The organism is Sphingomonas cannabina, from assembly GCF_021391395.1.
GTDB classification, from domain to species: Bacteria; Pseudomonadota; Alphaproteobacteria; order Sphingomonadales; family Sphingomonadaceae; genus Sphingomonas; species Sphingomonas cannabina.
In genome coordinates, this window is the sequence record NZ_CP090059.1 from 1255439 (window position 1) to 1280442 (window position 25004).

General features: G+C 66.7%; 24 protein-coding genes and 1 pseudogene. 16 read left to right on the top strand and 9 right to left on the bottom strand.

Translation table 11 applies throughout. The features are described 5' to 3' along the window. Window positions 1-34: 34 nt before the first annotated feature. The 6 genes from LZK98_RS06125 (at window position 35) to LZK98_RS06150 (ending at window position 4525) form a co-directional block, all read left to right on the top strand. Window positions 35-376, top strand: coding sequence for a helix-turn-helix domain-containing protein (locus tag LZK98_RS06125; RefSeq protein WP_233785519.1), 342 nt, complete (start codon window positions 35-37; stop codon window positions 374-376). 156 nt (window positions 377-532) lie between these two features. Next, entirely contained in the window at window positions 533-1171 is a 639-nt protein-coding gene (locus tag LZK98_RS06130; protein ID WP_233785520.1) for a hypothetical protein, read from the top strand. Window positions 1172-1275: 104 nt separating this feature from the next. Then, window positions 1276-2157, top strand: coding sequence for a DUF6683 family protein (locus LZK98_RS06135; protein WP_233785521.1), 882 nt, complete (start codon window positions 1276-1278; stop codon window positions 2155-2157). Beyond that, window positions 2158-2397: a hypothetical protein gene (locus tag LZK98_RS06140; protein WP_233785522.1), complete on the top strand. Its 240-nt coding sequence runs from the start codon at window positions 2158-2160 to the stop codon at window positions 2395-2397. A 182-nt stretch (window positions 2398-2579) separates the two neighbouring features. Beyond that, window positions 2580-4031: a hypothetical protein gene (locus LZK98_RS06145; RefSeq protein ID WP_233785523.1), complete on the top strand. Its 1452-nt coding sequence runs from the start codon at window positions 2580-2582 to the stop codon at window positions 4029-4031. 92 nt (window positions 4032-4123) lie between these two features. Beyond that, window positions 4124-4525: a hypothetical protein gene (locus tag LZK98_RS06150; RefSeq protein WP_233785524.1), complete on the top strand. Its 402-nt coding sequence runs from the start codon at window positions 4124-4126 to the stop codon at window positions 4523-4525. 404 nt (window positions 4526-4929) lie between these two features. Here LZK98_RS06150 and LZK98_RS06155 read toward each other — a convergent pair whose 3' ends face one another. Together LZK98_RS06155 and groL are read right to left on the bottom strand one after the other, a co-directional pair. Beyond that, window positions 4930-5139 carry a hypothetical protein gene (locus LZK98_RS06155; RefSeq protein WP_233785525.1) on the bottom strand — a complete coding sequence of 70 codons (210 nt, stop codon included), beginning with the start codon at window positions 5137-5139 and terminating at the stop codon, window positions 4930-4932. Between the two features lie 35 nt (window positions 5140-5174). Beyond that, window positions 5175-6800 carry a chaperonin GroEL gene (groL, locus tag LZK98_RS06160; protein ID WP_233785526.1) on the bottom strand — a complete coding sequence of 542 codons (1626 nt, stop codon included), beginning with the start codon at window positions 6798-6800 and terminating at the stop codon, window positions 5175-5177. Between the two features lie 343 nt (window positions 6801-7143). On the opposite strand from groL, the gene LZK98_RS06165 reads away from it, so the two are divergent. The 3 genes from LZK98_RS06165 (at window position 7144) to LZK98_RS06175 (ending at window position 9379) form a co-directional block, all read left to right on the top strand. Next, complete coding sequence (locus LZK98_RS06165; RefSeq protein WP_233785527.1) at window positions 7144-7527, top strand: YegP family protein; 384 nt, start codon at window positions 7144-7146, stop codon at window positions 7525-7527. A gap of 572 nt (window positions 7528-8099) precedes the next feature. Beyond that, on the top strand, window positions 8100-8267 hold the full coding sequence (locus LZK98_RS06170; RefSeq protein WP_233785528.1) for a hypothetical protein: 168 nt from the start codon (window positions 8100-8102) through the stop codon (window positions 8265-8267). Between the two features lie 8 nt (window positions 8268-8275). Next, entirely contained in the window at window positions 8276-9379 is a 1104-nt protein-coding gene (locus LZK98_RS06175; RefSeq protein ID WP_233785529.1) for a calcium:proton antiporter, read from the top strand. A gap of 159 nt (window positions 9380-9538) precedes the next feature. Here the strand turns inward: LZK98_RS06175 and LZK98_RS06180 are convergent, their stop codons facing one another. Continuing rightward, a complete protein-coding gene (locus LZK98_RS06180) occupies window positions 9539-10480 on the bottom strand; it encodes a LysR family transcriptional regulator (RefSeq protein WP_233785530.1) in 942 nt (313 codons plus the stop codon). A gap of 134 nt (window positions 10481-10614) precedes the next feature. Here LZK98_RS06180 and LZK98_RS06185 point away from each other — a divergent pair, with 134 nt between their 5' ends. From LZK98_RS06185 to LZK98_RS06195, 3 genes are all read left to right on the top strand, one after another. Next, window positions 10615-11349, top strand: coding sequence for an SDR family NAD(P)-dependent oxidoreductase (locus tag LZK98_RS06185; RefSeq protein WP_233785531.1), 735 nt, complete (start codon window positions 10615-10617; stop codon window positions 11347-11349). 23 nt (window positions 11350-11372) lie between these two features. Beyond that, window positions 11373-11975 (top strand): NADPH-dependent F420 reductase, encoded by a 603-nt coding sequence (locus LZK98_RS06190; RefSeq protein WP_233785532.1) that lies wholly within the window; start codon window positions 11373-11375, stop codon window positions 11973-11975. Between the two features lie 340 nt (window positions 11976-12315). Further along, window positions 12316-13911 carry an ABC-F family ATP-binding cassette domain-containing protein gene (locus LZK98_RS06195; RefSeq protein WP_233785533.1) on the top strand — a complete coding sequence of 532 codons (1596 nt, stop codon included), beginning with the start codon at window positions 12316-12318 and terminating at the stop codon, window positions 13909-13911. Here the strand turns inward: LZK98_RS06195 and LZK98_RS06200 are convergent. The 3 genes from LZK98_RS06200 to LZK98_RS06210 all read right to left on the bottom strand — a co-directional run bounded on the left by LZK98_RS06200 (window position 13908) and on the right by LZK98_RS06210 (window position 18720). Beyond that, complete coding sequence (locus LZK98_RS06200; RefSeq protein WP_233785534.1) at window positions 13908-16649, bottom strand: ATP-binding protein; 2742 nt, start codon at window positions 16647-16649, stop codon at window positions 13908-13910. The two genes, LZK98_RS06195 and LZK98_RS06200, sit on opposite strands and share 4 nt — an antisense overlap. Window positions 16650-16741: 92 nt before the next feature. Next, on the bottom strand, window positions 16742-17584 hold the full coding sequence (locus LZK98_RS06205; protein WP_233785535.1) for an oxidoreductase: 843 nt from the start codon (window positions 17582-17584) through the stop codon (window positions 16742-16744). 26 nt (window positions 17585-17610) lie between these two features. Next, window positions 17611-18720: a redoxin domain-containing protein gene (locus tag LZK98_RS06210; protein WP_233785536.1), complete on the bottom strand. Its 1110-nt coding sequence runs from the start codon at window positions 18718-18720 to the stop codon at window positions 17611-17613. A 196-nt stretch (window positions 18721-18916) separates the two neighbouring features. On the opposite strand from LZK98_RS06210, the gene LZK98_RS06215 reads away from it, so the two are divergent. The 3 genes from LZK98_RS06215 to LZK98_RS06225 are packed head-to-tail and all read left to right on the top strand — an operon-like array spanning window position 18917 to window position 21426. Beyond that, window positions 18917-20185 (top strand): epoxide hydrolase family protein, encoded by a 1269-nt coding sequence (locus tag LZK98_RS06215; protein WP_233785537.1) that lies wholly within the window; start codon window positions 18917-18919, stop codon window positions 20183-20185. A gap of 25 nt (window positions 20186-20210) precedes the next feature. Beyond that, window positions 20211-20624 carry an organic hydroperoxide resistance protein gene (locus tag LZK98_RS06220; RefSeq protein ID WP_233785538.1) on the top strand — a complete coding sequence of 138 codons (414 nt, stop codon included), beginning with the start codon at window positions 20211-20213 and terminating at the stop codon, window positions 20622-20624. Between the two features lie 25 nt (window positions 20625-20649). Beyond that, window positions 20650-21426, top strand: coding sequence for an alpha/beta fold hydrolase (locus LZK98_RS06225; protein WP_233785539.1), 777 nt, complete (start codon window positions 20650-20652; stop codon window positions 21424-21426). Between the two features lie 54 nt (window positions 21427-21480). Here the strand turns inward: LZK98_RS06225 and LZK98_RS06230 are convergent, their stop codons facing one another. After that, window positions 21481-22014 carry a cytochrome P460 family protein gene (locus tag LZK98_RS06230; RefSeq protein WP_233785540.1) on the bottom strand — a complete coding sequence of 178 codons (534 nt, stop codon included), beginning with the start codon at window positions 22012-22014 and terminating at the stop codon, window positions 21481-21483. Window positions 22015-22035: 21 nt separating this feature from the next. Continuing rightward, window positions 22036-23073 (bottom strand): alpha/beta fold hydrolase, encoded by a 1038-nt coding sequence (locus LZK98_RS06235; protein ID WP_233785541.1) that lies wholly within the window; start codon window positions 23071-23073, stop codon window positions 22036-22038. Window positions 23074-23275: 202 nt separating this feature from the next. On the opposite strand from LZK98_RS06235, the pseudogene LZK98_RS06240 reads away from it, so the two are divergent. After that, window positions 23276-23700: pseudogene (locus LZK98_RS06240) on the top strand (DUF1348 family protein). Here the strand turns inward: LZK98_RS06240 and LZK98_RS06245 are convergent. Beyond that, window positions 23697-24932 (bottom strand): MFS transporter, encoded by a 1236-nt coding sequence (locus LZK98_RS06245; protein ID WP_233785542.1) that lies wholly within the window; start codon window positions 24930-24932, stop codon window positions 23697-23699. The pseudogene LZK98_RS06240 and the gene LZK98_RS06245 sit on opposite strands and share 4 nt — an antisense overlap. Window positions 24933-25004: the final 72 nt, after the last annotated feature.

A 25004-nucleotide genomic window follows, 5' to 3' on the forward strand; every position in this document is an offset into this window, starting at 1 on the left:
TCCCACACCCGGCCCGGCCATGCTCGGCGAAGGCGTGACCGACACCGCCGAGCTCGAACGCCTCGTCAGTCTGCTGCGCGAGTCCGAGGCGCGGCGTGAGGCCCATGCCCGCGAGATCCAGATCGGCGAGTTCACCGTTTCCGGCGCGCGCGTCCCCGTCCACCACGTCGCCGCGCTCCAGACGCTGACCCGCAATGAGGCGGCAGTGCTGCGCTTCCTCGGCTGGGGCCGCGCCAACGGCGATATCGCGACCCTGCTCAACATGACCGAGAACACGGTGCGCACCCACATGAACAACGCGATCCGCAAGCTCGAGCTCGACGGGGTCCGCGAGCTCAACAGCCTGGCGGGCCTGCTTTTCCTGCCGCTCGAATGAGCCGGAAACTAAACGAATCGATTAGGCGATCTAAACGATCTGCTGAGCGCGGACGCCCGCCAAATCGGCCATCTTCCACACCGTAGCGGCGATTAGTCGCGACCGGCCAGCTCCCCCGCACGGAGCACGAATTTCGGGAAGGGAAAGGAAACGGTCATGGCAGGCATCGGCGGACTCTTCGGTTCAGCGTTCAATCCGGTCAACATCATGCAGCTTGCCGCCGGACCGGTTGGCTGGGCGTCGCTGGCGGCTCGGGTTATCATGCAGGCGGTGGGTCAGCAGGTCATCCAGAGTCTCGGCCAAAAGCTCGGACTGCCCCAAGGCGTCATCGACATGGCGAAGACCGCATTCGGCGCGGCATCCGGCGGTTCGCCGCTCAGCATTGGCGATGCGGCGACCCAGATCGGTGGCAGCTTCGGCCTGTCGGCGGCAGAACAGGGTGCCTTCGCCCGTGACCTTGGCCAGCAGGCAGAGGACATTGCCCAGAAGCTCTTCACCGCCTCGCGTGAAGGTAGCGATCGTGCCAAGACCGAGGGCTCGCGTAACGGTAAGGTCGGCAGCGGCAATTGGCTGCGTGCGATTGCCGAGGCGATGGCGGCGTCAATGGATAGCAAGATCGAGGAAATGCAGTCGCTGGCGAAGACCTATGACGGTCAGTCGAAGGACAACAAATCGACCAAGACGATGACCGATCTTCAGGTGGCGACGCAGGAATTCAGCTATATCATGCAGTCGACCACCAACATGATCAAGACGATCGGCGAAGGTCTGTCGACCATGGCGCGCAAGGGCTAGGGAAGTCGGCGGTTCATCGCAATTGGCCGGGCGAAGCATCGACTTCGCCCGGCGTTTTGCTTATCGAGCTCCCGGGGGGAAGGAGACGTGCAATGTCGTTTAGGATGATCGCGCCCATCTGCTTTGCCTCGCTCGTCGTCCCCGGTGCTGCTCATGCCCAAATGATCAGCCCTATGCTTTACGAAGGCCCGCGGATCAGCCTTCAGAATCATGCCGATCGAGCCCGTTCGACGTCGCCGTCCCGCAACATGTCGCGACCCGGACCTTCCGCGCTTCGGCCTCCCGTCGCAGTGCAGCCTGCCAGCTTCCGCTACAAGCCATCGCGGGAACGTCGCACGGCCAACTATGCGCGCTTTGTCGCCAAGAGCCGTGCCAATGATCCCCAAGGCGCGGACAATCTCGCCAGGCTGTTTGCGTCAACCGACGTGGTTGAGGGGATGAGCCGCCCGCTATCCTCTCTCGGCTTGCGGATCGACGACGTCGCCGATGCCTATGCGGTGTGGTGGATCAATGCTTGGCAGGCGGGTCGTCACATCGATATCGACGTGAACCGTCGCATGGCGGCCGCGGTCAGCGCCCAGGCGGCCGCCGGGTTCGCGTCGTCCGGGATGCTGAGCACCGCGAGCGATGCCACCAAACAGGAGATGGCCGAATCGTTGCTGGTTCAGGCTGCTTTGATTTCCGACGCCATGAAGCAGAGCGAGCGTAATCCCGACCTTGCGCGCAAGGTGGCCGTAGCCGTGTCCCAGGGCGCGCGCAGGATGAACGTCGACCTGGCTGCGATGACGCTGACCGATGACGGCTTCGTGCCCGCGAACGAAACCGGCGAAGTCACGTCGAAGCCTGGAACCCGGCCGACCGAGCTTGCCCGGACCGCGCCGGTCGAGAGCGGTGGCAAGCCGTCCTATGCGCTGATCGCCGCTGCAGGCGGAGCAGGACTCGGCGGCATGATCCTGTTCGGGCGTAGGATGAGCCGCAAGGGATAGTTGGCGCTGCGGCCAGCGACCGGCTGGCCAGCGGCAGTCCGGCTCCTTCTCCCGAGCGCACGCGATCGCGACCGCGTATTCGACATCGGCATGGCGCGTAACGCCGCTGGTCGGATCGTTCCACAGCATGCGTTCAGCCGGCAGGCGGCGATCGAGATAGCCGGTACGCAAGCGCATCTCGATACGGATCGTCTGGCATTCGATCGCCAGGTCCTTCGGGTGAGGCTGATCACGCAGTGAGCCCTTTGCCACCGCGCCCTTCTGCATGTCGCAAGGGACACAGATGTAGCGAAGGTTTCCGCAGCACGCGCTCAACGATTCGATGAGATTCGCTAATCGAATCGCGGAGCGAAACCGACCGGAAACCATGCTCTTGAGACCCGTCGCCGGATCACTCCGGCCCGCTGCCAGGAGAAGATCGCATGGTTACGCCAGTTCAGCAGGGTGCCGTCGATTACATCAAGGGAAAGCTCGACGATTCCGGCTGGTTCAATACCGTCACGCATGACGAGATGAACGACGTCAAGGCGAAGCTGCAGAGCCTCTCGGCGACCGATGCCGACGCGGTGATCGACGAGCTGGGGCGGCAGGGGCAGCTCGACAAGCTGGCGGATCAGGCGGTGGACGGCAGCTGGTTCGGCAACGGCGGCTATTCGGCCGACGAGCGGCGCGACCTGTTCAATGATCTTGCCGGCAAGCTCGACGGGCAAAGCCTTGCCGCGGTGAGCAACGCCTTCGCCAAGACCGATGACGGTGCCGACGGCTTTCATCGCGTGACCGAGTTGGCCGATGCGGTGGCGACGCACGCGTCCAACTACCAGAAGATGCAATATGTCGAGGCGATGAAGAGCCAGGTCGCCGAGGGGAAGAACTGGACCGAGAGTCATGTTCTCAGCACCTCGAGCCACGAGAGCGATCCCGAAGCCGTCGCGGTGGGCAAGGTCCTCTCCAGCCTCAAGGGCAGCGCCTATGCCGCGGACGCCTTCAAGGCGCTCAATCCCGAGCAGCTGCGCGCGGTAATGAAGTCGTCGATCGATGAGACGATGACGGGAGGAATAGGTGCCCCCAGCGTCGAATGGCACCCGGAGGGTTTCGGCAAGCTGATGGACGCGGCCGCCTCCATCCCCGATGCCGACCTCAAGGCGCGAATCTTCGACGCCGGTGCCGACACGCTGCGCGACGTGCGCAACACCAGCGGCTTTGCCGGACGACCGGTGATCGTCGGCAAGGACGACACGATCAAGGCGATGGCCGACGGCCTTACCAAGATCATCGACAGCGACACCACCGGCGTGATGCGGGAGCTCACCTATAATGAGGAGACGGCGGACGGTTCCGACATGGCGACCTATTCCCGCGCGCTCATGGAGGGCAAGCAGGAGAAGAAGCTGGGCGAGATTATGACCAAGCTGCAGTTCGGCAACGGCCTCAACGAGAATCCGGCCGCGCGGCTCGACCAGGTGACGCAGGTGCCGGTCGCCGCCGGATCGTCGCAGGAACGGCGCGAGAATGCGGGCGCGCTCGGCTATTTCGTGGGCGCGGCGTATGCCGGCGCGCAATCCTGGTCGACCGACGTCAAGAAGCAGCAGGAGATGATGACATCGGTGCTCGATTCGGCGCTCACCCTGGTCGACAAGGCGAAGGTCGGTGGCCCCGCCGCGAATGCGGTCGGCACCACCGCCAGCGTCGCCAAGGAATGGACGCACTATGCCGTGCGCTGGGCGGTCGAGGACAAGGGTCTCGCGCCGGCGCAGCGGCTCGAGAGGGCGGCGCTACCGATCAATCCGCAGACGCGGGAGCTCGGCGTCGGCGACAACATCATGGACGCTTTCAACACCGCGCTCACCAGGGTACAGCGCAACGCGCAACCATGAGGCGACTGCAACGCTTGGCCACCGGAATCCGGAGCGCCGCTATGGTCCTTGTCATGGCGGCGCCTGCAGCTTGTGGAGATGGCCGATCGGAGATGCAGGTTCCCGATCCGCCGCCGATGCTCACGCGTCCCGACGAATATGCCTTCGGTGACAAGATCGCTGTCGCCGACGAGGTCGCGGTCCGTCATGTCGACGAGCTGCTTCGCCAACGCTACAGCCGGCCCGAGGTGAAGCGCTACACCGCGCCCCGCAATGCGGATTTCGACGCGCTCAAGGCCTATTACGACACCAGGGCCGGTGCAGCCGGGTGGAAGCCGATCCCGGGCCTTGGCCGCAGCCTGTTCCCCGGTGAATACGCCCTTGGCTACGAACGGGGCGGCTCCGCCTTCGCGGTGGTCTGGCTCACGCCCCGCCCAGGATCGGCGCTCGTTCCCGTCAACGTGATCCGCTTCGGCGTGGTCGACAAGGCGGAGCGCGAGGAGATCGGCCAGTAGGCTGTTCCTTTGACCAATCGAGCAGGGAGGCGCATGATGCGGCTATCGGTGTCCTCCGTACGAGCACGACGCCGCCCGACAGCGATTAAGAGAGCTGCCGCTCAAGAACGGGAGCCTCGCTGTGATCATGAGGTACAATCGCTCATATTTCGAACGTCGCCGCGATGAGTGTCTGGCGTGTGCCGAAGCCGCCAGAGGTGGTCATGTCGCTCGCATCCATCGCGCTTTCGCCGACCGTTATGCTGAAATTCTGAGGGAATGCGACGAAGTGCTTGCACTGAGACCCGCATGATCGCTGGTAAAATTGTCGTGGCGATCGGGAATTCGGCACACCGCGCGGCGCACGCCGCCACTAGTTACCGTAGCTTCCCGCGGCGGTGACCGGATGGAGCGGGACAGCCTCGCTATTTGGTGGCGATCTCGTTGGCTTCCGCGCGATATTCCTCGCGCACAAACGCCTTCGCCGCCGTCTGTGTCCTGAACGCGTCGCCCAGCACCTCGCTCGACACGAGCGGATAGCCCTGCGAGTTGAACCGCGTGGTGCGCACGGTCACCCGGTACACGCCTTCGTCGTCCTTGGTGATGAGATAGGGGCGGACGGGCACTCTCGACATCGCGATACTCCTGAGATGGAACGGGTAAGCGTGGATCAGAAGCCGCCGCTCGGAGCCATCGTCGGCGAGGCCGGCGAGCTTTCCGAGACATCGACGATGGCGGCTTCGGTGGTGAGGAGCAGGCCCGCGACCGACGCGGCATCCTGCAGCGCCGAGCGGACCACCAGCGTCGGATCGATCACGCCGGCTTCGACGAGGTTCTCATAGCGTTCGGTCTGGGCGTTGAAGCCGACGTCACGGTCGTTGCCGGCGATCAGCCGGGCAGCGACGACGCCGCCGTCATGGCCGGCATTCTCCGCGATCTGGCGGAGCGGTGCGGACAGTGACTTGCGGACGATGTCGATGCCGCGCGTCTGGTCGTCGTTCGCACCTTTCCTGCCGTCGAGCGCGCGCGATGCATAGAGCAGCGCCGTCCCGCCGCCGGGGACGATGCCTTCCTCGACCGCCGCGCGCGTCGCGTGCAGCGCGTCGTCGAGGCGATCCTTGCGCTCGCGCATCTCGACCTCGGTCGACGCGCCGACCCGGATGATCGCGACCCCGCCCGCGAGCCTGGCCAGCCGATCCTGGAGCTTCTCCCGATCATATTCGCTCGTGCTGAGCTCGATCTGCTGCTTGAGCATCGCGACCCGGCCGGCGACCGCGGCGCGATCGCCCGCGCCGTCGATGATCGTCGTATCGTCCCGACCGATCGTCACGCGCCGGGCGCGGCCGAGCATGTCGAGCGTGACGCCTTCCAGCCGGATGCCGAGATCGGGCGAGACCAGCACGCTGTCGGTGAGGATCGCGATATCCTCGAGCATCGCCCGGCGGCGATCGCCGAACCCGGGCGCCTTGACCGCCGCAACCTGGAGGCTGCCGCGCAGCTTGTTGACCACGAGCGTCGCGAGCGCCTCGCCCTCGACCTCCTCGGCGATGATCAGCAGCGGCCGGCCCGACTGCGCCACCGCTTCCAGCACCGGCAGCAGCGCGCGCAGGTCCGAGAGCTTCTTCTCGTGAATGAGGATGTGAGGGTCCCGCAGGTCGACCGTCATCTTTCCGGCATCGGTGACGAAATAGGGGCTGAGATAGCCGCGGTCGAACTCCATGCCCTCGACGATCTCGAGCTCGAACGCCGTGCCTCGCGCATCCTCGATCGAGATCACGCCTTCCTTGCCGACCTTGTCCATCGCCGCGGCGATCATCCGGCCGATCTCCTCGTCGCCGTTGGCCGAGATGATGCCGACCTGGGCGATCTCGTCGTTGTTCGACACTGCGCGCGACCGTGCCTTCAATTCCTCGATGACTTGGGCGACGGCGATATCGATGCCGCGCTTGAGCTCCATCGGGCCGACGCCGGCGGCAACCGACTTCATCCCCTCGCGGACGATCGCCTGGGCGAGCACGGTGGCGGTGGTGGTGCCGTCGCCGGCGTGATCCTGCGTCTTCGAGGCGACGGCGCGGAGCATCTGGGCGCCGAGGTTCTCGAACCGGTTCCTGAGCTCGATCTCCTTGGCGACGGTGACGCCGTCCTTGGTGATGTGCGGCGCGCCATAGCCCTTGTCGAGCACCACGTTGCGCCCCTTCGGCCCCAGCGTGACCCGCACCGTATCGGCGAGCATATCGACGCCGCGCGCGATGCTGTCGCGCGCATCGTGCGAAAATTTGATGTCCTTGGCTGCCATGGATGTCGGCCGTTCCGGTTGCTGGGCCGCGACGAACGTGTCGCTCTCACAACCGGAAGCCAGCGCCGCCAATATGCGAACTGGCGCGCAGGGATCGCGCGCCGATAGCTGGCATGTGGGCGTCCCAGCTGCTCCTGGCAAGTGGCTATCGCTTGCCTTTAGCTAGAGAGTGCGGGATCGTCCTGATCGTTCGCCGATGTGGCCGCCACTCCGATGCCGTGGAGCATGGAATGGCCAAACGCCCCGCATGCACCTATATCCATCACATCGTCGCTGATCCTTCCGCGAGCGCGCGACGGCTGAGAGAAACGGATTGCTCCCGCTTGCCGACGGGAGAAGTCATGTGCCCATCAGGCCCGCATTCAGCGAATTCGAACAACCACGCCCCGACGTCAGAGACCTACCCCCGACTATTACCGACGTCCTTCCGCGGCTCGCGCTCCCTCACGTCACGTCGCCCGCCGACCCGGCCGAAAAGCCGCCCGCCTCCGCGCCGGATCAGGAACCCTATTTCGAGATCTATCGTGCCGAACGCGTAAGCCTCACCTCCATCCTGTTCTCGGGTGGCGATTGGCGCTGGCGCTTCTGCGCGCCATCCGGAGCGCCGATTGCCGCAGGCAAAGGCTATGCCAGCGAGAGCCACTGCGCAGCGGCGGTCGCAGCGCTCCGGAGCGGCGCCGGCGGCGCCACGGTGCGGACCGGGGCGGCGTACAAACCAGGCGATTGAGGCTGGTCGCGGACCGGATCGACGCGTAAGGCTGAACCGCTGCTCCAATCCGGGTCAGAGCGTTGGCCGATTGGCTCGAACGCGAAGGAGGAGCAATCCGATGGCCAAGGGTCAGCGCAGGGGTAACCGGGAAGTCCGCAAGCCAAAGAAAGCGGAACCGCCCAAGCAGAATGCATCGAATCCTTCTTTGAAGGGAAGTCCGGTACCTGTCCCAACGAAGCGGGTCTGAGGCGACGAAGGTTACGGCGCGCCACTGCCGTTGCCTCACCACGCTACCGTGTGAAAGCGGCTATCACCGCTGCGGCGGACATCGAGGCTTGTGAACGGACATCTCCCTTTCACGCTTGCTGATCGCCGTGGCGCGGAACATTTCGCGGATTTCTCCGCTGGAGGGATTGCGCCGGCGCCTCGGAGATCTGTTGGAATGACGGTGCAGGTGACCGTCACCTACGGCGGCTGGCTCGCGGCTGAATGGTCTGGAGGTGAACGCGCAGCTTGAGGCGTACATGGCCTCCCCTTCCTGCAACCGTGCCGTAACCGCGGGCGGTGGGAGATACGAAATGGAGCCCAGATTGATCGTAGCCTATATACTGATGCTGCTCATGGCGGTGCTGTTCGCCGCGTTCGTCGGCTATCGCATCTACCACTCGCATGCGCGCAGCTACGCGCGGCGACTTCGGCGCGAAGCCCGCGCCGCCGAGCAGGCGACATTGAAAAGGAGCGAGGCGCCGCGGGTCTGAGGGGATCGATGAAGCGCTCGACCGCCCGGTTGACGGTCGCTTGGGCGACGGTCGCGGTCATGCTGATCGCCACTCCGGTTCGGCTGGTCGGCGCGCATTGGGTGATCACCGCCCTGCTGTTCGCCTGGCTGCTCGGCGTCATCCTCTGGGCGGCATTCGGCGTGGTGCACGAGGCGGAAGAGGTGGCGGAGCGCCTGGGCGAGCCGCTCGGCACGCTCGTCCTCACCTTGTCGATCGTCATCATCGAGGTCGCGCTGATCGGCGCGGTGATGCTGAGCGCCAAGCAGGTACCGACGCTTGGCCGCGATACAATGTTCGCGGTGCTGATGATCGTCCTCAACGGCGTCGTCGGCCTGTGCCTCCTGGTCGGCGGGCTTCGCTTCCATCAGCAGAGCTACAACCTGCAGGGGGCAAACGCCTATCTGGCGGTCATCATCCCGCTCAGCGTCATCGCGCTGGTGCTGCCGAACTTCACGACCTCGAGCGCAACCGGGATGCTCTCGCTGCCGCAGGCGCTGTTCTTCTCCATTTTCACGATCGCGCTGTACGGGAGCTTCCTCTGGCTCCAGGCCGGCAGGCATCGCGGCTTCTTCGTGCCTGTCGGCCAACAGGTCATCCATGAAGCCGCGACGCCGCTACCCCATGCCCGGCGCGCACCCGGTTCGACCACAATCCGGGTGGGAGTTCTGCTGGCCAACATCCTGCCGATCATCATCCTTTCCAAGGACCTGGCGAAGCTGCTCGACCATGGCATCGCGGTGCTCGGCGCCCCGACCGCGCTTGGCGGCATCCTCATCGCGCTCATCGTGTTCACGCCGGAGGGCATCTCCGCGCTGCGTGCCGTTGCGGCCAACCAGCTCACCCGCGCGATCAATCTCTGCCTTGGCGCGGCGACCTCCACGCTGGGCCTGACGGTACCCGCCGTGCTGTTCATCGGACTGGCGACCGGGCAGCCGGTGGTCCTGGGCGTATCGGCGGCGAACATGGTGCTGCTCGCCGTGACGCTGATGCTGAACAGCCTGACCTTCACCGGCACGCGGACAACCATGCTGGAAGGGGCCGTGCATCTGTCGCTGTTCTTCGTTTTCCTGGTGCTCGTATTCAGTCCATGACGATTGATCTGACAAGCGACAGCTTCGACCAGACTTACGCCGAAAAGTCGCCGTTCGTTCAGCGATAGTGTAACGGTTGCCACTGGAGACTCTCGTCTGACCGCTTTGCACCCAAGCCGCGGTCGGAAGCGGACAATCATCGCGAGTCTGCGCTGCATCTCAAGACGCGGACATGCCCGCGAGAAGGGCCAGGTAATCAGCCAGCCTGCGGGACATGAATTCCGTGAATAGCCGCACGCGCTTCGTCTTGCGCGTCTCTCCCTGCGTGAGAAGCCAGATGGTCCCGTATTGATGCAGCGCCGTGCCAGGCAGTCTCACAAGTTGCGGATCGGCATCCCCGATGAAGCACGGCAGGGTCGTGATCCCCAACCCCTGCCGGACTGCGGCAAGCTGCCCCTCCCCATCGGTGACCCTAAACAAAACCTCGGCAGTTCGAATGTCACCTGCGCTGGCCCAGCTCGGGATGCCGTGCATGCTGATCACGATCCACCGAAGGGGATCAGGTGCGCCTTCGCGCCATGCGGTTAGACGATCGCGAGAGATGTAGACGCCGCCGAAAATATCCGGTCCCTTGAGGCCGTGGAGATTGGGCGGAAGCGTCTGGCGATCGTAGACGACGCGGATCGCGACATCGGCCTCCCGGTTGGTGAGGTTGGCCAGTTCGCCGGACGACAGGATCTCCATCTCGATATCCGGATGCCGACGCGCGAATGCGGCGAAGTCCGGCATCAGCAGGTGTGCGGCGAGGTTCGGAGCCAGAGTGACCCTCAGGCGTCCGCGCACCGTTTGGTCACGCCCGAACACCCGCGTCTCCAACAGATGGGATGATGCTTCCATCTGATTGGCCAGGTCGAGGACTTCTTCGCCGGCAGCCGTAAGCCGGTAGCCCGAGGGCAGCTTTTCGAACATCCGCGCCTCAAGCTGCCCCTCCAGCTGAGCAACGCGTCGCAACACGGTCGAATGATTCACGCCAAGCCGCGCCGCGGCGGCGCGCACCGAACCGCCGCGCGCGACAGCAAGAAAGTAACGGACGTCGTCCCAATCGATCATGGTGCATTCTTGCGCCATGCACGGCACCTTTCCAATGCCGATGTTCGTCACTCGCGCTTCCTCACTGGATCGATTTCGCACCACCGATGTGCGGGTTTTCACACTCAACCACCGGCGCTTGCGGGCCCATCTCCGGGTTCTCGGGCCTGCCCCGCACGATCGAATATCGGATTTGAGGAACGGTCATGGGAAAGCTCGATGGTAAGGTTGCAGTCATTACGGGCGGTGCGACCGGTATCGGCCTCGCCGCGGCGAAGCGGTTCGTCGCGGAAGGAGCCTTCGTCTATCTCTTCGGCCGGCGGCAGGACGCGCTCGATACCGCCCTTGCCAGCCTCGGCGCCAACGCTCGCGCAATAAAGGGTTCGGTCTCCGACGAGGCTGATCTCGACCGGCTCTACGCCGCGGGGAAGGCCGAGCGCGGAACTCTCGACATCGTCTTCGCCAATGCCGGGGCTGGAAGTCCGCTTCCGCTTGGCGCGATCACCGCCGAGCATATCGACGAAACTTTCGACACCAATGTGAAGGGCACGATCTTCACGGTGCAGAAGGCGCTGCCGCTCATGGGTTCGGGCGGCTCGATCATCCTCACCGGTTCGAGCGCCGGCACAACCGGAGCGCCCGGTTTCACTGCCTATAGCGCGAGCAAGGCGGCGGTGCGCAATCTCGCCCGGACCTTGGCCGTGGACCTGAAGGGAACCGGCATCCGGGTGAACGTGCTCTCGCCCGGGGCGACGGCGACCGAGCTCGCGAAGGAAGCACTGGGAGAGGAAGGTCAGGCGGTTTTCGCGTCGATGACCCCGCTCCAGCGCATGGCCGACCCGGCCGAGATCGGTGCCGTGGCCGCCTTCCTCGCATCCTCGGACAGCAGCTTCATGACGGCGAGCGAAGTCGCGGTCGACGGCGGCCTGGCGCAACTCTGATATCAACTCGAAGGAGAGCAGACATGACCTACGCAATCATCGGTTTCGGCGAAGTGGGCCACGCGCTGGCCCAGGCGTTTGCCCGCAAGGGCATCGAAGTAGCCGTCGCCACCACGCGCGATCCGGAAAGCTTTGCGGCCGATGCGATGGCAATCGGCCCCGGAATCATTCCCACGACGCTCGCCGAGGCGGCCAAGGCGGACGTCATCTTCCTGGCGGTGCGATACCAGTCGCACCCGGATGTCGCGAAGGCGCTGCCCAGCTGGGAGGGCAAGATCATCGTCGATGTGACCAACGCCTATGGTGTGCCTGACGAGGAGCTGGGCGGGCAGCCTTCCGCCAAGGCCGTCGCCGATGCCTTCGCGGGCGCGAAGCTGGTCAAGGGCTTCAACCATCTGGTCGCCCCTGTCCTGGCGCAGGACCCGGCCGTGCATGGCGGCCGGCGAGTCATATTCCTGTCAAGCGATGACGACGGCGCGGCTGCCGAGATCGCCGGGCTGGCGGACAAGCTCGGCTTCGCACCCATCAAACTCGGCGGGCTTTCCGAAGGCGGACTGCTTGTGCAGGGCCATGGGAATGCCTGGGGTCGGCTTATCTTCAAGGATCTGGTCAAGTTCGACAGCTGATTTTGAATCGAAGGCGAATGGAGTGCGAGCGCCATTCGCCTAAATGTCAGGAGTTGGGTTGGAAGCGGGCAGGCGACTTCGCGCCCCAGGTCGTTCGGCCCGCTCCTGGGCGCCCCTCAAAGCGGCTATGCGTTGAGGAAGGTCAGGCTTTCGCTACTGGCGGTTGGCTGCCGTTGCTCCCAATCGTTAGCGGATCCGTATAGTAAGGAATTCGGCTTCGCGCTTGTTGGACAGGCTCTCGCCACCTATCTTTCGCCCGCAGCCAAGGGAGTGCGCAGCGACATGGATTTCGCCCTGATAGCAGAATCTTCAAATACCGCCGTCAGGAAAGCCACGATCCATGTCCTCCATTACCCTCGCCGACATTTCGTGGTCCGCGCCTGACGGGCAACCCGTCCTTTCGGACGTTTCGCTCACCTTCCAGCAAGAACGCACCGGAATCGTCGGCCGGAACGGAGTCGGCAAGAGCACGCTCCTCAAGCTCGTTTCGGGCGATCTGACCGCGAGCCGCGGCCGCGTCGTGGTGGACGGCACGGTCGGCATGCTGCGGCAGATGGTGCAGATATCGCCGAACGAGACTGTCGCCGATCTCATGGGCGCGTCCGCTGATCTCGCGCTGTTGCGCAAGGCGGAAGCCGGGATGGCATCGATAGACGAGTTCGCCGAGGCCGACTGGATGCTGGAAGCGCGTGCGGCCGAAGCGCTGGCCAAGGTCGGGTTGGACGCGGAACTCGACGCGCGTCTCGTCAGCCTTTCCGGCGGGCAGAGAACACGCGCGGCGCTCGCCGGCATATTGTTTCGGGAGCCCGATTTTCTCCTGCTCGACGAGCCCACCAATGATCTCGATCGCAATGGTCGCAGGGCGGTTCGCGAGCTACTCGAGGGCTGGCGCGCGGGCGCGCTGGTGGTGAGCCATGATCGCGAGCTGCTCGAGTGTCTCGACGCGATCGTCGAGCTGACCTCGCTCGGCGCGACACGCTATGGCGGGAACTGGAGCGCTTATCAGGCGCGCAAGGCCGTCGAGCAGGAAGCCGTCGAACGCGATCTCGCCTCGGCCGAGCGCCGCGCCGCCGAGGTCGCGCGCAAGGCCCAGCAGGCAGTCGAGCGGCAGCAGCGGCGCGATGCCGCCGGCAATCGCCGGGCCGCACGCGGCGACCTGCCGCGCATCTCGATCGGGGGGCGCCGCGATCGCGCCGAGAAGAGCGGCGGGGAGGGCGCGCGCCTCGCGGACCGGATGCGCGCCGACGCCGACCAGTCGCTCGCCGCGGCACGCGCTCGCGTCGAGCGAACGACCACTATGCGGTTGGAGCTCGCCTCGAGCAACCTAGCGGCAGGGACGCGCGTCCTCGACATGGAGCATGTCTGCTTCGGTTTTGTACCGGATCGCCCCTTGCTCAACGACGCGTCGCTGCATCTGGCGGGGCCTGAGCGCGTGGCGATCTGCGGGCCCAACGGATCGGGCAAATCCACACTGCTCAGAGTGATCACGGGCGATCTGGCACCGTGGGAGGGACAGGCGACGATGCACGTGCCGTTCGCTTATTTCGACCAGCGGGTCAGCATCCTCCGGCCCGAGGCTACGATCGCGGAGAATTTCCGCCGTCTCAATCCTGGCTTGACCGAGAACGACTGCAGGGCCGCGCTGGCGCGGTTCCAGTTCAGGGCGGATGCCGCGGACCGCCGCGTCGAGACGCTCAGCGGCGGACAGGTGCTGCGCGCCGGGCTTGCCTGCGTGCTGGGCGGCGCGACGCCGCCACCGCTGCTCCTGCTCGACGAGCCCACCAATCACCTCGACATGGAGTCGACCGCGGCCGTCGAGGCCGGGCTGAAGGCCTTCGACGGCGCCCTCCTGGTCGTCAGCCATGACGAGGCGTTCCTCGAGGCGATCGAGATTTCGCGTCGCATCGAGATCAACGCGCTCGGCGGCGGAGGCTAGCGCAATGCGGCGAGATCCGCGGCCGCCTTCAGCTCCCACGCGCGGGCACCTTGTTCCCGGCTGAGGGTGAGCGCCTGGTCGAGCAGGGTGCTCGCATCTTCTGCCGACGGGGTGAATCGCACGATCCGGGCCTTGAGGCGAAGCAGCTCGGGTACCGCGAACCTCTCGCCGTTTGCGTCGCAGCGCGCGAGCGTGGCGTCGACCAGATCCAGCGCTTCATCGGTGCGCGAATCCGCGACGAGGCCGCGGGCGAGCGCGATCGAGAAGGGCGTGGTCAGCAATTCGTAGCGCGCCGCGCGCAGCCGGGAGAGGCTTTCCTCGACCGCGCCGAGCGCATCGCCTGTCTGCCCGCGCTGGATCGCCAGTTCGCCGCGAAAGCCCGCGGCCGCGGCGATATACGGGCCGAGCGCGTTGACCTCGGCGCATTCGGTGAACGCGGCGAGATCCTGCTCGGCGGCGGCGTAATCCTCCATCCACAGATAGACCGACAACGACCAGATCAGCGCGATGCAATGGGTGACGGCGTGATCGAGCTGGGCGGCCTCGCGGACGATCTGCCGTGCGAGCCGTCCGGCCTCGTCGGCATGGCCGGCGAGCCATAAGGTCCGTGCAAGCGCGATGCCCGAGCGGTTCCGGTGATCGAAGCCGTAGTGGATCGTCCGGCTGCGCGCGGAAGGCGGACTCTTCCGCAGTGAGAGCTCCAGCTCGCGCCGCGCCCGCTTCTGGTCTCCGGCGAGATGGTGCGAGATGCCCGAAAACGAATAGGCGATCCCCATCGCCTCGGGCGCGCCGATAGCCTCGGCAACCTGTACTGCGCGCTCGGCATGACCCATCGCGGCGGCATATTCGCCGATGCGTTCGTGAAAGATGTGGAGGCAGCCGAGCAGGCGCAGCTGGTTCCAGCGGTCGTCGAGCAAGGTCGCGATCTCGAGCGCGCGGGCCAGCGCATTCCCCGCTGCCTCGCTGTTGCCGCGGGTGAACATCAGCGAGATGCCGAGCGCTGCCTGGAGCTCCAGCTCGATCGCGGTGCCGCGCTGGACCTCCTCGATCTCGGCGAGCGCACGGGCGCACCAGGTGCGGCACTCGATCAGGTGCGAGAGGTTGAGGAAGACCGGCGCGCTGGCGGCGGCCAGGCGCACCGCGATCCTGAGGTCGCCGTCGCGGCCGAAACTCCAGTCGAGCGCGCTGCGGATGTTGCCGAGCTGCTGGCGCAGCGGCCTGGTATCCTGCAGCACGTCCTCGTCCTGCTCGGCCACCGCCTCAAGCTCGGCGAGGAAGAAGGCGGCGTGGCGACGGGCGACAGCACCGCTCTCGCCCTCCCGGCGGGCAAGCAGCTTCTCCCTGGCATAGGCGCGCGTCATCTCCAGGAGGCGGTAGGTGCCGGTGCGGCGCGATCGGTCGGGCGCGACGAGCGACTTGAACGCGAGCTCGTCCAGCGCAGCCGCCACGTCATCCGATCCGATCTCCGCATCCGCCACCACCTCCAGTGCGGCGTCGATCGAGAAGGGGCCGACGAGGACCGACAGGCGCTCGAGCACGATCCGCTCCTTTTCGGTGAGGAGGTCGTAGCTCCAGTCGAGCGTCGCCTGCAGCGTCTGCTGGCGGGGGCGGGCGGTTCGCCTGCCGGACCAGCCGAGGCTGAACCGCTCGCCGAGCTGGCGCGCCGTCGCGGCGATGCCGTGCGTCGCCGCGCGCACCGCGGCGAGCTCGATCGGCAGCGCCATCCCGCCGAGCCGCCGGCACATGTCGGCGATGAGGCGGGCGGCGTCCTCGTCGATGACGAGCGAACTGTCGGCCGCCGTGGCACGCTCGCAGAAGAGCTGCACTGCCGAATAGGTGAGCAGCTGCTCGGGCGTCAGCGCGGCCGGCTCCTCGGGATAGTCCAGGGCGTCGAGCCGCAGCACGTGCTCCGCCCGCACGCGCAGCGGCTCGCGCGAGGTCGCCAGCACGCGCGCGCCTGGCGCCTCCTCGATGATGCGTTCGACAATGCCGGCGACGGGCTCGACGACATGCTCGCAATTGTCGAGCAGCAGCAGGAATGGCCGGTCTCGGATATGCCCTAGAATGACGGCGAGCGGGTCCTCGCTCTGCACCGCGATCCCCATCGCGCCGGCGATCATGGAGGGCACCACCGCCGGATTCTCCAGCATGCTGAAGTCGACGAAGGCGACCCGGCCCTCGAACGTGCCGGCAAGCCTGTGGCCGGCCTCGATCGCCAGCGAGGTTTTCCCGACGCCGCCTGCACCCACGATCGTGAAGAGCGGCGTGTCGGCGACGCGCTCCACGAGAAACGTCACGTCGCGTTCGCGTCCGATGAGATGGGGCAGCCTCGCCGGAACGTTGATGCTGCTCGCGCCGGGTCTCGCTTCGTCATCCGGCGCCGGCCGTATCGCGGCGCCGTGCCGCTCGACCGGCGCGACGAAGGCGTAGCCGACGCCGACCTGCGTGGCGATGTAGCGGGCACCGTCGGTGCCATCGCCCAGCAGCTTGCGCAGGCCCGCCATATGGAAGCGCAGGCTGCCGTCCTCGACCACCACGTCCGACCAGACGCGCTTGAGCAGCTCGCGCTTCGAGAGGACCCTGCCGGGCTGCTCGGTCAGCACCACGAGCAGGTCGAAGGAGCGCCCGCCGATCTCCACCGGCTCGCCGTTCCTCGTCAGCAGCCGCTCGCTCGGGGACAGGCAGAAGGGCCCGAAGAACATGCGTTCGCCGTGGAGTTGCTGCTGTAGGTCCGCCACGATCCCGTCGTTCCCCGTGCATGGTCGGTACGATCCATGCCGCGAGCGACGGCGTGCCTCAATCCCACCGAAGCACAATGATGCGATTCATTTCAGCCGCCGGGCCGTTCCGGGAAGTCGGTCGACCGGCTGAGCGTGCGCCAGCGTTCCAGCTCGTCGAGGCGTGCCTTGTCGCTGCGCTCGATCGCGGCGAGCGCATCGCTGCCGAGCGGGAGTCGCAGGGGTGGCGCCTCCGAGGCGACGACCTGGAGGATCGCCTGTGCGCCGCGGCGCGGGTCCCCAGGCTGCTTGCCGTCATAGGCCGCCTGCAGGCGCGCGGCATTGCCGACCACCGCGTCATATTCGGGGCGGCCGGCGTCGAGCGTCGTCGATGCCCCGGCGAAGTCGGTCCGGAAGCCGCCCGGCTCGATGATCGTCACGCGAACGCCGACGAGCTTCATCTCCTGCGCCAGCACTTCGGAAAAGCCTTCGACACCCCATTTGGCCGCCGAATAGGGCGCACGCCCCGGCGCACCGAGCCGGCCGCCGACCGACGAGAATTGGATGATGTGGCCGCTGCGGCGCTCGCGCATGTGCGGGATCACCGCCTTGGTCATGATGATCGTGCCGAACAGATTGGTCTCGATCTGGCGGCGGAAGGCGTCGATCGGCGTATCCTCGACCGAGCCCACGTCGCCGTACCCGGCATTGTTGACGAGGATGTCGAGCGCGCCGAACCGATCGATAGCGGCCCCCACTGCCGCGGCGGCATCCTCCTCGCTCGTCACGTCGAGCCGGGCGACGGCGAGACGCCCTGGGCGACCCTCGCCGAGACCGGAAAGCTGGTCCGGGTCGCGCGCCGTCGCGAGCAGATTGTCCCCCGCGTCGAGGATCGCCTCGCAGAGGGCGCGCCCGAAGCCCCTCGAGCTGCCGGTCACCAGCCATGTCCGTGCCATCATCCATACTCCAGTTAAGGGGGGCGTCAGCCGAAGGTGAAGACATAGGCGCGCACGCCCGGACGGGAGAACTCGACCGTGACGGTCCGGTTGGCGATCTCGCCCGGCTGCCGGACGAGCTGGTAGAGCCGGTCCTCCTTCACCTCGCCCCAGCCCGCCGCGTCGACGTCGACGCCGTGACTCTCGCCCGGCGCGCTCCCGTCGATCGTCACCCGGAAGCGGATCGGGCGGCCGTCCGGCGCCCCGCCGAGCACGAGATGCGCGTCTCGGGCGTGGAAGCGGAACCGGATCGTGCCGGCGTCGCCCTCGAGCGTCGCGAACTCGCGGCCGACGTTCCAGCTGCCCGCCAGGTCCCATTGGTTGAGCGAGAGGTCCGCTGCCGAGGCGTAGCTGAACGGCGCATCCTCGCGGATCCCGCCGGGCGAGGCGAAGTCGACCGCCTTCTCGTAGCCGACATAGGCCTCGGGCGAGCGCAGGTCGCCCCAGTCGGCCGCCGCTTCGATGCCCTTGCCTTCGATCGGTGCGAGCGGAATGCCGGAGAGGTCGTGGCCCGCTTCCGCCAGCAGCTTGCGGATCAGCTGCTCCGCCTGGTCGTAATTGCCTTCGCCCAGCCGATAGCCGCGCACCAGTCCCCTGGCGTCGATGAAATAGAAGCCGGGCCAGCCCTGATTGGCGAAGTCGCGCCACGCCGCATAATCGTTGTCCTGCAGGTTCGGGTAGCGGACCTGCAGCTGGCTGGTCGCGAGGCGGACCTTGGCCGGGTCCTTCTCGAAGCCGAACTCCGGTGCGTGGACGCCGACCACCTCCAGTCCCTTGTCCCCGTAGTGCTCGCTCCAGGCACGCAGATAGGGGAGGGCGCGCAGCGAGTTGATGCACGAATAGGTCCAGAAGTTGACCACCACCACCTTGCCGCGGAGCGACCCCGGGCCGTTCGGAACGGCCGTGAGCCAGGGGCTTGCGTCCTGCAGCACCTCCAGCGGCCGGCTGGTAGCGCCAAAGGGGGCGGAGATCACGGCGTCCGTATCCTTCGCCGAGGACCGGACCAGGCCCAGCGCGTCGCCGAAGCAGATCGCGGTGGTGGCGACGGCTGCCACGAATGCGGCGGCGGCGAAGCCGAGCGAGCGTCTCTGGGTCATGGTGCTGCCTCATCCTGATGTTCAGCCGACATGTAGATCGCCCGTGCGGCACGTCCCGTTAGCCATCGCCGGAACCTCGTTAGTTTCTGAAAGCCGGGGCCGGCGGGCGAACGCTAACGCCGCATCACTCCACTTAACGGGCGCCGCGCCGCCGCTTCTCTAAATCCGGCCGTGACCAGATCAGGAGGAGAAGCCAATGTTCGGAAATCATCCCTCGCGCCGCCAATTCGTTGTCGGTGCGGGCGTGGCGGGGGCGCTCAGCGCCATGCCCTCCGTGGTGCGCGCCCAGGGCGGCGGCAGCGCCATCCGCCCGTTCAAGGTCGCCATTCCCGCGGCCGAAATCCAGGCGATGCAGCGCCGCATCGCCGAGACCCGCTGGGCCGACGCGCAGCCGGCGTCCGATGACGGCCAGGGCGTGCGCCGGCAGACGCTCGAACCGCTGATGCGCTACTGGGCGCGCGGCTATGACTGGCGCAAGGTCGAGGCCAGGCTCAACGCGCTGCCGATGTTCATGACCGAGATCGACGGTCTCGACGTCCATTTCATCCATGTCCGCTCGCGGCACGACAATGCGATGCCGATGATCCTGACCCATGGCTGGCCGGGCTCGATCCTCGAGTTCCTGGGCGTCATCGATCCGCTCACCAATCCGACCGCGCATGGCGGGACGGCGGAGGACGCGTTCCATCTGGTGATCCCGTCGATCCCGGGCTTCGGCTTCTCCGCCAAACCGACGGTGCTCGGCTGGGGCTCGGATCACATCGGCCGCGCCTGGGCGATGCTGATGCAGCGGCTGGGCTATGACCGCTATGTCAGCCAGGGCGGCGATTGCGGCTCGGTGATCTCGCAGCGCATGGCGCTCCAGCACGTGCCTGGCCTCATCGGCATCCACCTCAACATGCCGGCGGTCGTTCCCGCCGATATCGCGAAGATCCTTGCCGCCGGCGATCCCGCTCCGGCCAGCCTGTCGGCCAAGGAACGCGGCGCGTTCGATCAACTGGAAGCCTTCTACCGCGACAACTCGGCCTATGCCGCGATGATGAACACGCGGCCGCAGACCATCGGCTACTCGCTAGTCGACTCGCCGGTGGGGATGGCGGCCTGGATGTACGAGAAGATCGCGCAGTGGACCTACAGCGGCGGCCAGCCCGAACGCGTTCTCGGCCGCGACGCGATCCTCGACGATATCTCACTCTATTGGCTGACTGCGACGGGTGCCTCCGCCGCCCGGATTTATTGGGAGGATCACTCCAACAATTTCAACACGCGCGGCATCATCGACCTACCGGTCGCGGTGAGCGTCTTCCCCGGCGAGATCTTCCGCGCGCCGAGGAGCTGGGCCGAACGCTGCTACAAGAACCTCTTCTACTTCCATGAAGCCGGCAACGGCGGCCATTTCGCCGCGTGGGAACAGCCCGCGCTGTTCGCCGAGGAAGTGCGTGCCGCCTTCCGCCCGCTGCGCTGACCACCCTTTTCCAAGGAGAAGAACGATGACCGATCCTAAGACCCTCTACACCGCCCATGTCCATGTCACCGGCGGCCGCGAAGGCGCCGCGCGCAGCTCGGACGGCCGCCTTGACATCAGGCTGGCCACGCCCGGCGGTCCGGGCGCGGGCACCAACCCCGAGCAGCTGTTCGCCGCCGGCTGGTCGGCCTGCTTCGAGGGCGCGATGGTGATCGCCGCCAAGTCCAGGGGCATCACCCTGCCGGCCGATCTCGCGATCGATGCCGAGGTCGAGCTGCGTCACGGCGAGGACGGCTATTCGCTGGCGGCCCGGCTGAACGTCAGCATCCCCGGCGTCGACCCGGCGGTCGCCCGGCAGATCATCGAGACCGCGCACCGGACCTGCCCGTATTCGAAGGCGATCAAGGGCAATATCGATGCGGTCGTCGCGCTCGTCTGACCATCCTCTCGAAAGGAGACCGAACATGAAGAAGCTGATAGCCGGCGGGCTGCTGTTCGCCACCGTACTCGCCCCTGTTGCGGCGCAGGCGCAGGCCGCCAAGCCGACGGTGGTGCTCGTCCACGGGGCGTTCGCGGATTCGTCGAGCTGGAACGGCGTGATCGCCATCCTCGAGCGCGACGGCTATCCCGTCGTCGCGGCGCCCAATCCGCTGCGCGGCGTGCGCGCCGATGCCGATGTGGTCGGCGATCTCGTCAAGAGCATCCAGGGGCCGGTCGTGCTCGTCGGCCATAGCTATGGCGGTTCGGTGATCAGCGAGGCGGCCGAAGGCGTGCCGAACGTGAAGGCGCTGGTCTATGTCGCCGCCTTCGCGCCCGAGGCAGGCGAGACGGCGCTGGGCCTGACCGGCAAGTTCCCGGGCAGCACGCTCGCGCCGGCGCTGGCGCCGCCGGTCAAGCTCACCACCGGCGGCAACGACCTCTACATCCTCCAGGCGCGCTTTCACGATCAGTTCGCGGCGGACGTGCCCGCGGCAGAGGCGCGGCTGATGGCTGTCGGCCAGCGCCCGATCGCCGACGCGGCTCTGTCGGAGGCATCCACCGCGCCCGCGTGGAAGCACGTCCCGTCCTGGTTCATCTATGGCGACAAGGACCGGAACATCCCGCCGGCCGCCCAGGCGTTCATGGCCGAGCGGGCGCAGTCCCGGCAGACGGTGGTGGTGAAGGGCGCTTCGCACGTGGTGATGGTGTCGAACGCGCCGGCGGTGGCCGGCCTGATCGAAAAGGCTGCGACCGCCCGATGAGTCGAAGCGCCCGCGGCAGCCTCTGCCGCGGGCGTTCGGCCATCGGTTCGCCGCCTATCGCGAATAGGCCGTGAAGATGAGGTCCGCGCCCTTCTCCAGCGCGTTGAGCTTCGAATGGCAGGCGAAGCAGGACTGGGTGAGCGCGACGTCCCGGTTGGCCACCCCGTTCTCGAACTGGCCATAGCCCCAGCCGCCGCTCGCGGCATAGCGCTTCGAATCCTTCACGCTCACTTGGACGTTGGTCGGCGGACCGGCGACGAAGGATTGGGGGGCGGGAAAGACGCTGTCGTTGCGCGGCGACGATTCATATCGCCAGGCCAGCCGCACGATCACCGCGCCATCCGGGAAGGGCCGCTTGCCGTCGCGAAAGGCCTTCACCGCGATGTCGTTGCCCAGGATGGCGCGGATGTCGTTGTTCTTGCCCGCCTCGTGCGCGACGCTGATCAGCCTCCAGTCCCGATATCCTTGGGGAAGTTTCACGCCGTAGATCGGCGAACCCTCGTCCTTTGGCCGCTGCGCGGTGACCACGGCGGAAACCCCGAACGACAGGCTCGCGAGCGCGAGGGCACAGGTGGAAAGATGCTTCATGCGAACGCTCCTCACGCGCCGTCAGCCGGCCAGCCTGGCCGCATCGAGCACCGCCTTGGCGAAGGCGGCGGGTGCTTCCTGCGGCAGATTATGGCCGATCCCGCCGGTGATCAGCCGGTGCTCATAGGGACCGGTGAACTTGGCGCGATATTGCGAGGGATCTGGATGCGGCGCGCCGTTGGCGTCGCCTTCCATGGTGATCGCCGGGATCGTCACCGGCGGCGCGGCGGCCAATCTCGCCTCGACCGCGTCATACTGCCTTTCGCCCTCGGCGAGGCCGAGCCGCCAGCGATAATTGTGGATCACGATCGCGACGTGATCGGGATTGGCGAATACCGCGGCCGAACGATCGAAGGTCGCGGCGTCGAACTTCCATTTCGGCGAGGCGAGCTGCCAGATCAGCTGGTTGAACGACTTGGTGTTGGCGGCATAGCCGGCCCTGCCGCGCTCGGTCGCGAAATAGAACTGGTACCACCATTGCAGCTCCGCCTGCGGCGGGAGCGGCTTGGCGTTTCCGGCCTGGCTGCCGATCAGATAGCCGCTGACCGAGACCAGCGCCTTGCAGCGCTCGGGCCAGAGCACCGCCATGATGTCCGCGGTGCGCGCGCCCCAGTCGAAGCCGGCGACGATCGCCCGATCGATGCGGAGCGCGTCCATCAGCGCGAGCCCGTCGGCCGCGAGCGCGGCCTGCTGGGCATTGCGCGGGGTCTCGGCCGAGCGGAAGACCGTGCTGCCATGGCCGCGCAGGTGCGGCACGATCACGCGATAGCCTCGCGCGGCGAGCAGCGGCGCCACCTCGGCAAAGGCATCGATGGCATAGGGCCAGCCATGGAAGAGCAGGACCGCCGGACCCGAAGCCGGCCCCATCTCGACATAGCCGATGCTGAGCACGCCGGCATCGACTTGCCGGACCGGTCCGAGAGGAGACGGGGTCGAAGGCGCCCGCGGCGCCGCTGCCAGCGCCGGAGCGCCGCCTCCAGTCAGCGCCGCGGCGATCGCGGTGGCGCCGTAGACGAAGCCGCGGCGATCGGTGAGGGTTTCGGGCAAAAGCGTCGACATGGCTGGGGTCCTTTCGGTGGCAGGGAACGGCTTCAGATAGCCTCGTCCGAACGGGCGCGCCCGTTAATCGCTATGATCTGCTGTGAGCGGGCCGCACGTTTCTGGGAAACTAACAGCGCCTAACTGGCTCTTGCCGACCCCGCGGCATAATCGGGAGATGCCCTGGTGAGATTGGAAACCGATGCCCCGATTCAGTCCGACGATGGAGCGGCACGTTCGCGCCGCCGAGGACGCCTGGAACAGCCGCGATCTGGAGGCGATCCTGCTCGCCAGCACGATCGACTGCCAGTGGCGCAACCGCGTCGATTTCCTGTGGGGGCGCGACAGATCCGCACCTTCCTCGAACGCCAGCTACGCCGCGAGATCGAGCTCCGCATCGTCATCGAGCTTTGGGCGGAAGGCGATCGCCGGCTCAGCACGCGTCACGCCGCCGAGTTCCGCAACGACAGCGGCACCTGGTTTCGGGTCTATGGCAGCGAGGAGATCGAGTTCGATGATGCCGGGCTGGTCCGGCGCCGCCTCACCGCCGCGAACGAGCATCCGATCCAAGTGCATGGGCGCGCCTTGCGCTGGCTCGAAGGACCGCGTCCCCCCGACCAGCCGAGCCTCACCGAGTTCGGCTTCTAGGCGCGCTTCAACGCGGGCATGAACTCCATGCCTTTGGTCTCGCGCAGCAGTGCTGCGGCGAGCAGCACCAGCAGATAGGCCAGCGACACGTAGAGACCGATCGAACGGGAGATGCCGAAGGCGGCGATGCTGCCGCCTACGGCGAGCGGGGCGAGGCCGGCCACGCCCCGCCCAACATTGTAGCAGAAGCCGAGACCCGAACCGCGCAGCCGCGTCGGATAGAGCTCGCTCAGCACCGGCCCGATCACGCTATAGAGCCCCATCGCGAAGAGCCCGAGCGGCGCGCCGAGCGCGAGCAGCGTGGCGTCGGAAACCGCGCCTTCGGTGGCGATAAGCACCGTGACGATCCCACCCAGCGCGAACAGGGCGAGCGCCGCCCGGCGTCCGAGACGGTCAGCGAGCGTCGCGCCGAGAAAATAGCCGGCGAGCGATCCGCCGACGAGCACTGCCATGTGCGTCGCGGTCTGCGCTGTGGTCATGCCGCGCTCGAGCCGCAGCATCGTCGGCCACCAGGTGGCGAGCGCCCAATAGCCGCCGTGCGTGCCGATCGCGAGCAGGCTGCCCCGCGCGGTATTGCCGCGCATCCGCAGCGAGAAGATCCGGTGCCACGTCTCGGTCTCCGGCGCGGCGAGGAAGGTCGCGGACTCGATGAGCCGCCGGCGCGCGGCGAAGATCGCCAGCGCTGGGAGCAGGCTGACGAAAAAGACGGCCCGCCAGCCCGGTTCCGGCGGCAGCAGCGTGATGGCGATCGTGGACGTCGCGGCGGCCAGACCCCAGCCGATTGCCCATGCGCTCTGCGCGGTCCCCACCAGCCGGCCGCGCGTCGCTGCGGCGGCGATCTCGCCCATGAATACCGCGCCGACCGCCCATCCGGCGCCGAAGCCGAACCCTTGGAGCGTCCGCGCGACGAGTAATTGCTCGAAGTTCTGGGCCAACCCGCAGCACAGGGCGGCGAGCGCCATCCAGACGATGATCAGCCGCAGCACGCGCACGCGCCCGAATCGGTCCGAAGCCGCGCCCGCCAGCCATCCGCCGGCCGCAGAGGCGACGAGCATCACCGTCGCAAGCAATCCGCCTGCCGAAGGGGACAGTTGCCAGAGCGTCAGCAGCAGCGGCAGCACGAACGAATAGAGCTGGACGTTCATCGCATCGATGCTGAACCCGGCATAGGTGTTGCGGAACGCTCGACGGCCGTTCGGATCGAGGTCGCAGTACCAGCGCGGTGCGATCATCGTAGGGCAGGTGCCAGAGAATCCATCGCGGCTTTCAAACACATCTTGAACGATCGTTCCAGTACATTATCT

Bases quoted from the DNA above. Each gene is read 5' to 3' on its own strand.
- LZK98_RS06185 (WP_233785531.1), top strand. From the start codon at position 10,615: ATGGGAAAGCTCGATGGTAAGGTTGCAGTCATTACGGGCGGTGCGACC.
- LZK98_RS06175 (WP_233785529.1), top strand. From the start codon at position 8,276: ATGAAGCGCTCGACCGCCCGGTTGACGGTCGCTTGGGCGACGGTCGCG.
- LZK98_RS06190 (WP_233785532.1), top strand. From the start codon at position 11,373: ATGACCTACGCAATCATCGGTTTCGGCGAAGTGGGCCACGCGCTGGCC.
- LZK98_RS06220 (WP_233785538.1), top strand. From the start codon at position 20,211: ATGACCGATCCTAAGACCCTCTACACCGCCCATGTCCATGTCACCGGC.
- LZK98_RS06195 (WP_233785533.1), top strand. From the start codon at position 12,316: ATGTCCTCCATTACCCTCGCCGACATTTCGTGGTCCGCGCCTGACGGG.
- LZK98_RS06130 (WP_233785520.1), top strand. From the start codon at position 533: ATGGCAGGCATCGGCGGACTCTTCGGTTCAGCGTTCAATCCGGTCAAC.
- LZK98_RS06150 (WP_233785524.1), top strand. From the start codon at position 4,124: ATGCAGGTTCCCGATCCGCCGCCGATGCTCACGCGTCCCGACGAATAT.
- LZK98_RS06245 (WP_233785542.1), bottom strand. From the start codon at position 24,932: ATGATCGCACCGCGCTGGTACTGCGACCTCGATCCGAACGGCCGTCGA.
- LZK98_RS06225 (WP_233785539.1), top strand. From the start codon at position 20,650: ATGAAGAAGCTGATAGCCGGCGGGCTGCTGTTCGCCACCGTACTCGCC.
- LZK98_RS06210 (WP_233785536.1), bottom strand. From the start codon at position 18,720: ATGACCCAGAGACGCTCGCTCGGCTTCGCCGCCGCCGCATTCGTGGCA.
- LZK98_RS06230 (WP_233785540.1), bottom strand. From the start codon at position 22,014: ATGAAGCATCTTTCCACCTGTGCCCTCGCGCTCGCGAGCCTGTCGTTC.
- LZK98_RS06235 (WP_233785541.1), bottom strand. From the start codon at position 23,073: ATGTCGACGCTTTTGCCCGAAACCCTCACCGATCGCCGCGGCTTCGTC.
- LZK98_RS06145 (WP_233785523.1), top strand. From the start codon at position 2,580: ATGGTTACGCCAGTTCAGCAGGGTGCCGTCGATTACATCAAGGGAAAG.
- LZK98_RS06215 (WP_233785537.1), top strand. From the start codon at position 18,917: ATGTTCGGAAATCATCCCTCGCGCCGCCAATTCGTTGTCGGTGCGGGC.
- LZK98_RS06135 (WP_233785521.1), top strand. From the start codon at position 1,276: ATGATCGCGCCCATCTGCTTTGCCTCGCTCGTCGTCCCCGGTGCTGCT.
- LZK98_RS06205 (WP_233785535.1), bottom strand. From the start codon at position 17,584: ATGGCACGGACATGGCTGGTGACCGGCAGCTCGAGGGGCTTCGGGCGC.
- LZK98_RS06155 (WP_233785525.1), bottom strand. From the start codon at position 5,139: ATGTCGAGAGTGCCCGTCCGCCCCTATCTCATCACCAAGGACGACGAA.
- groL (WP_233785526.1), bottom strand. From the start codon at position 6,800: ATGGCAGCCAAGGACATCAAATTTTCGCACGATGCGCGCGACAGCATC.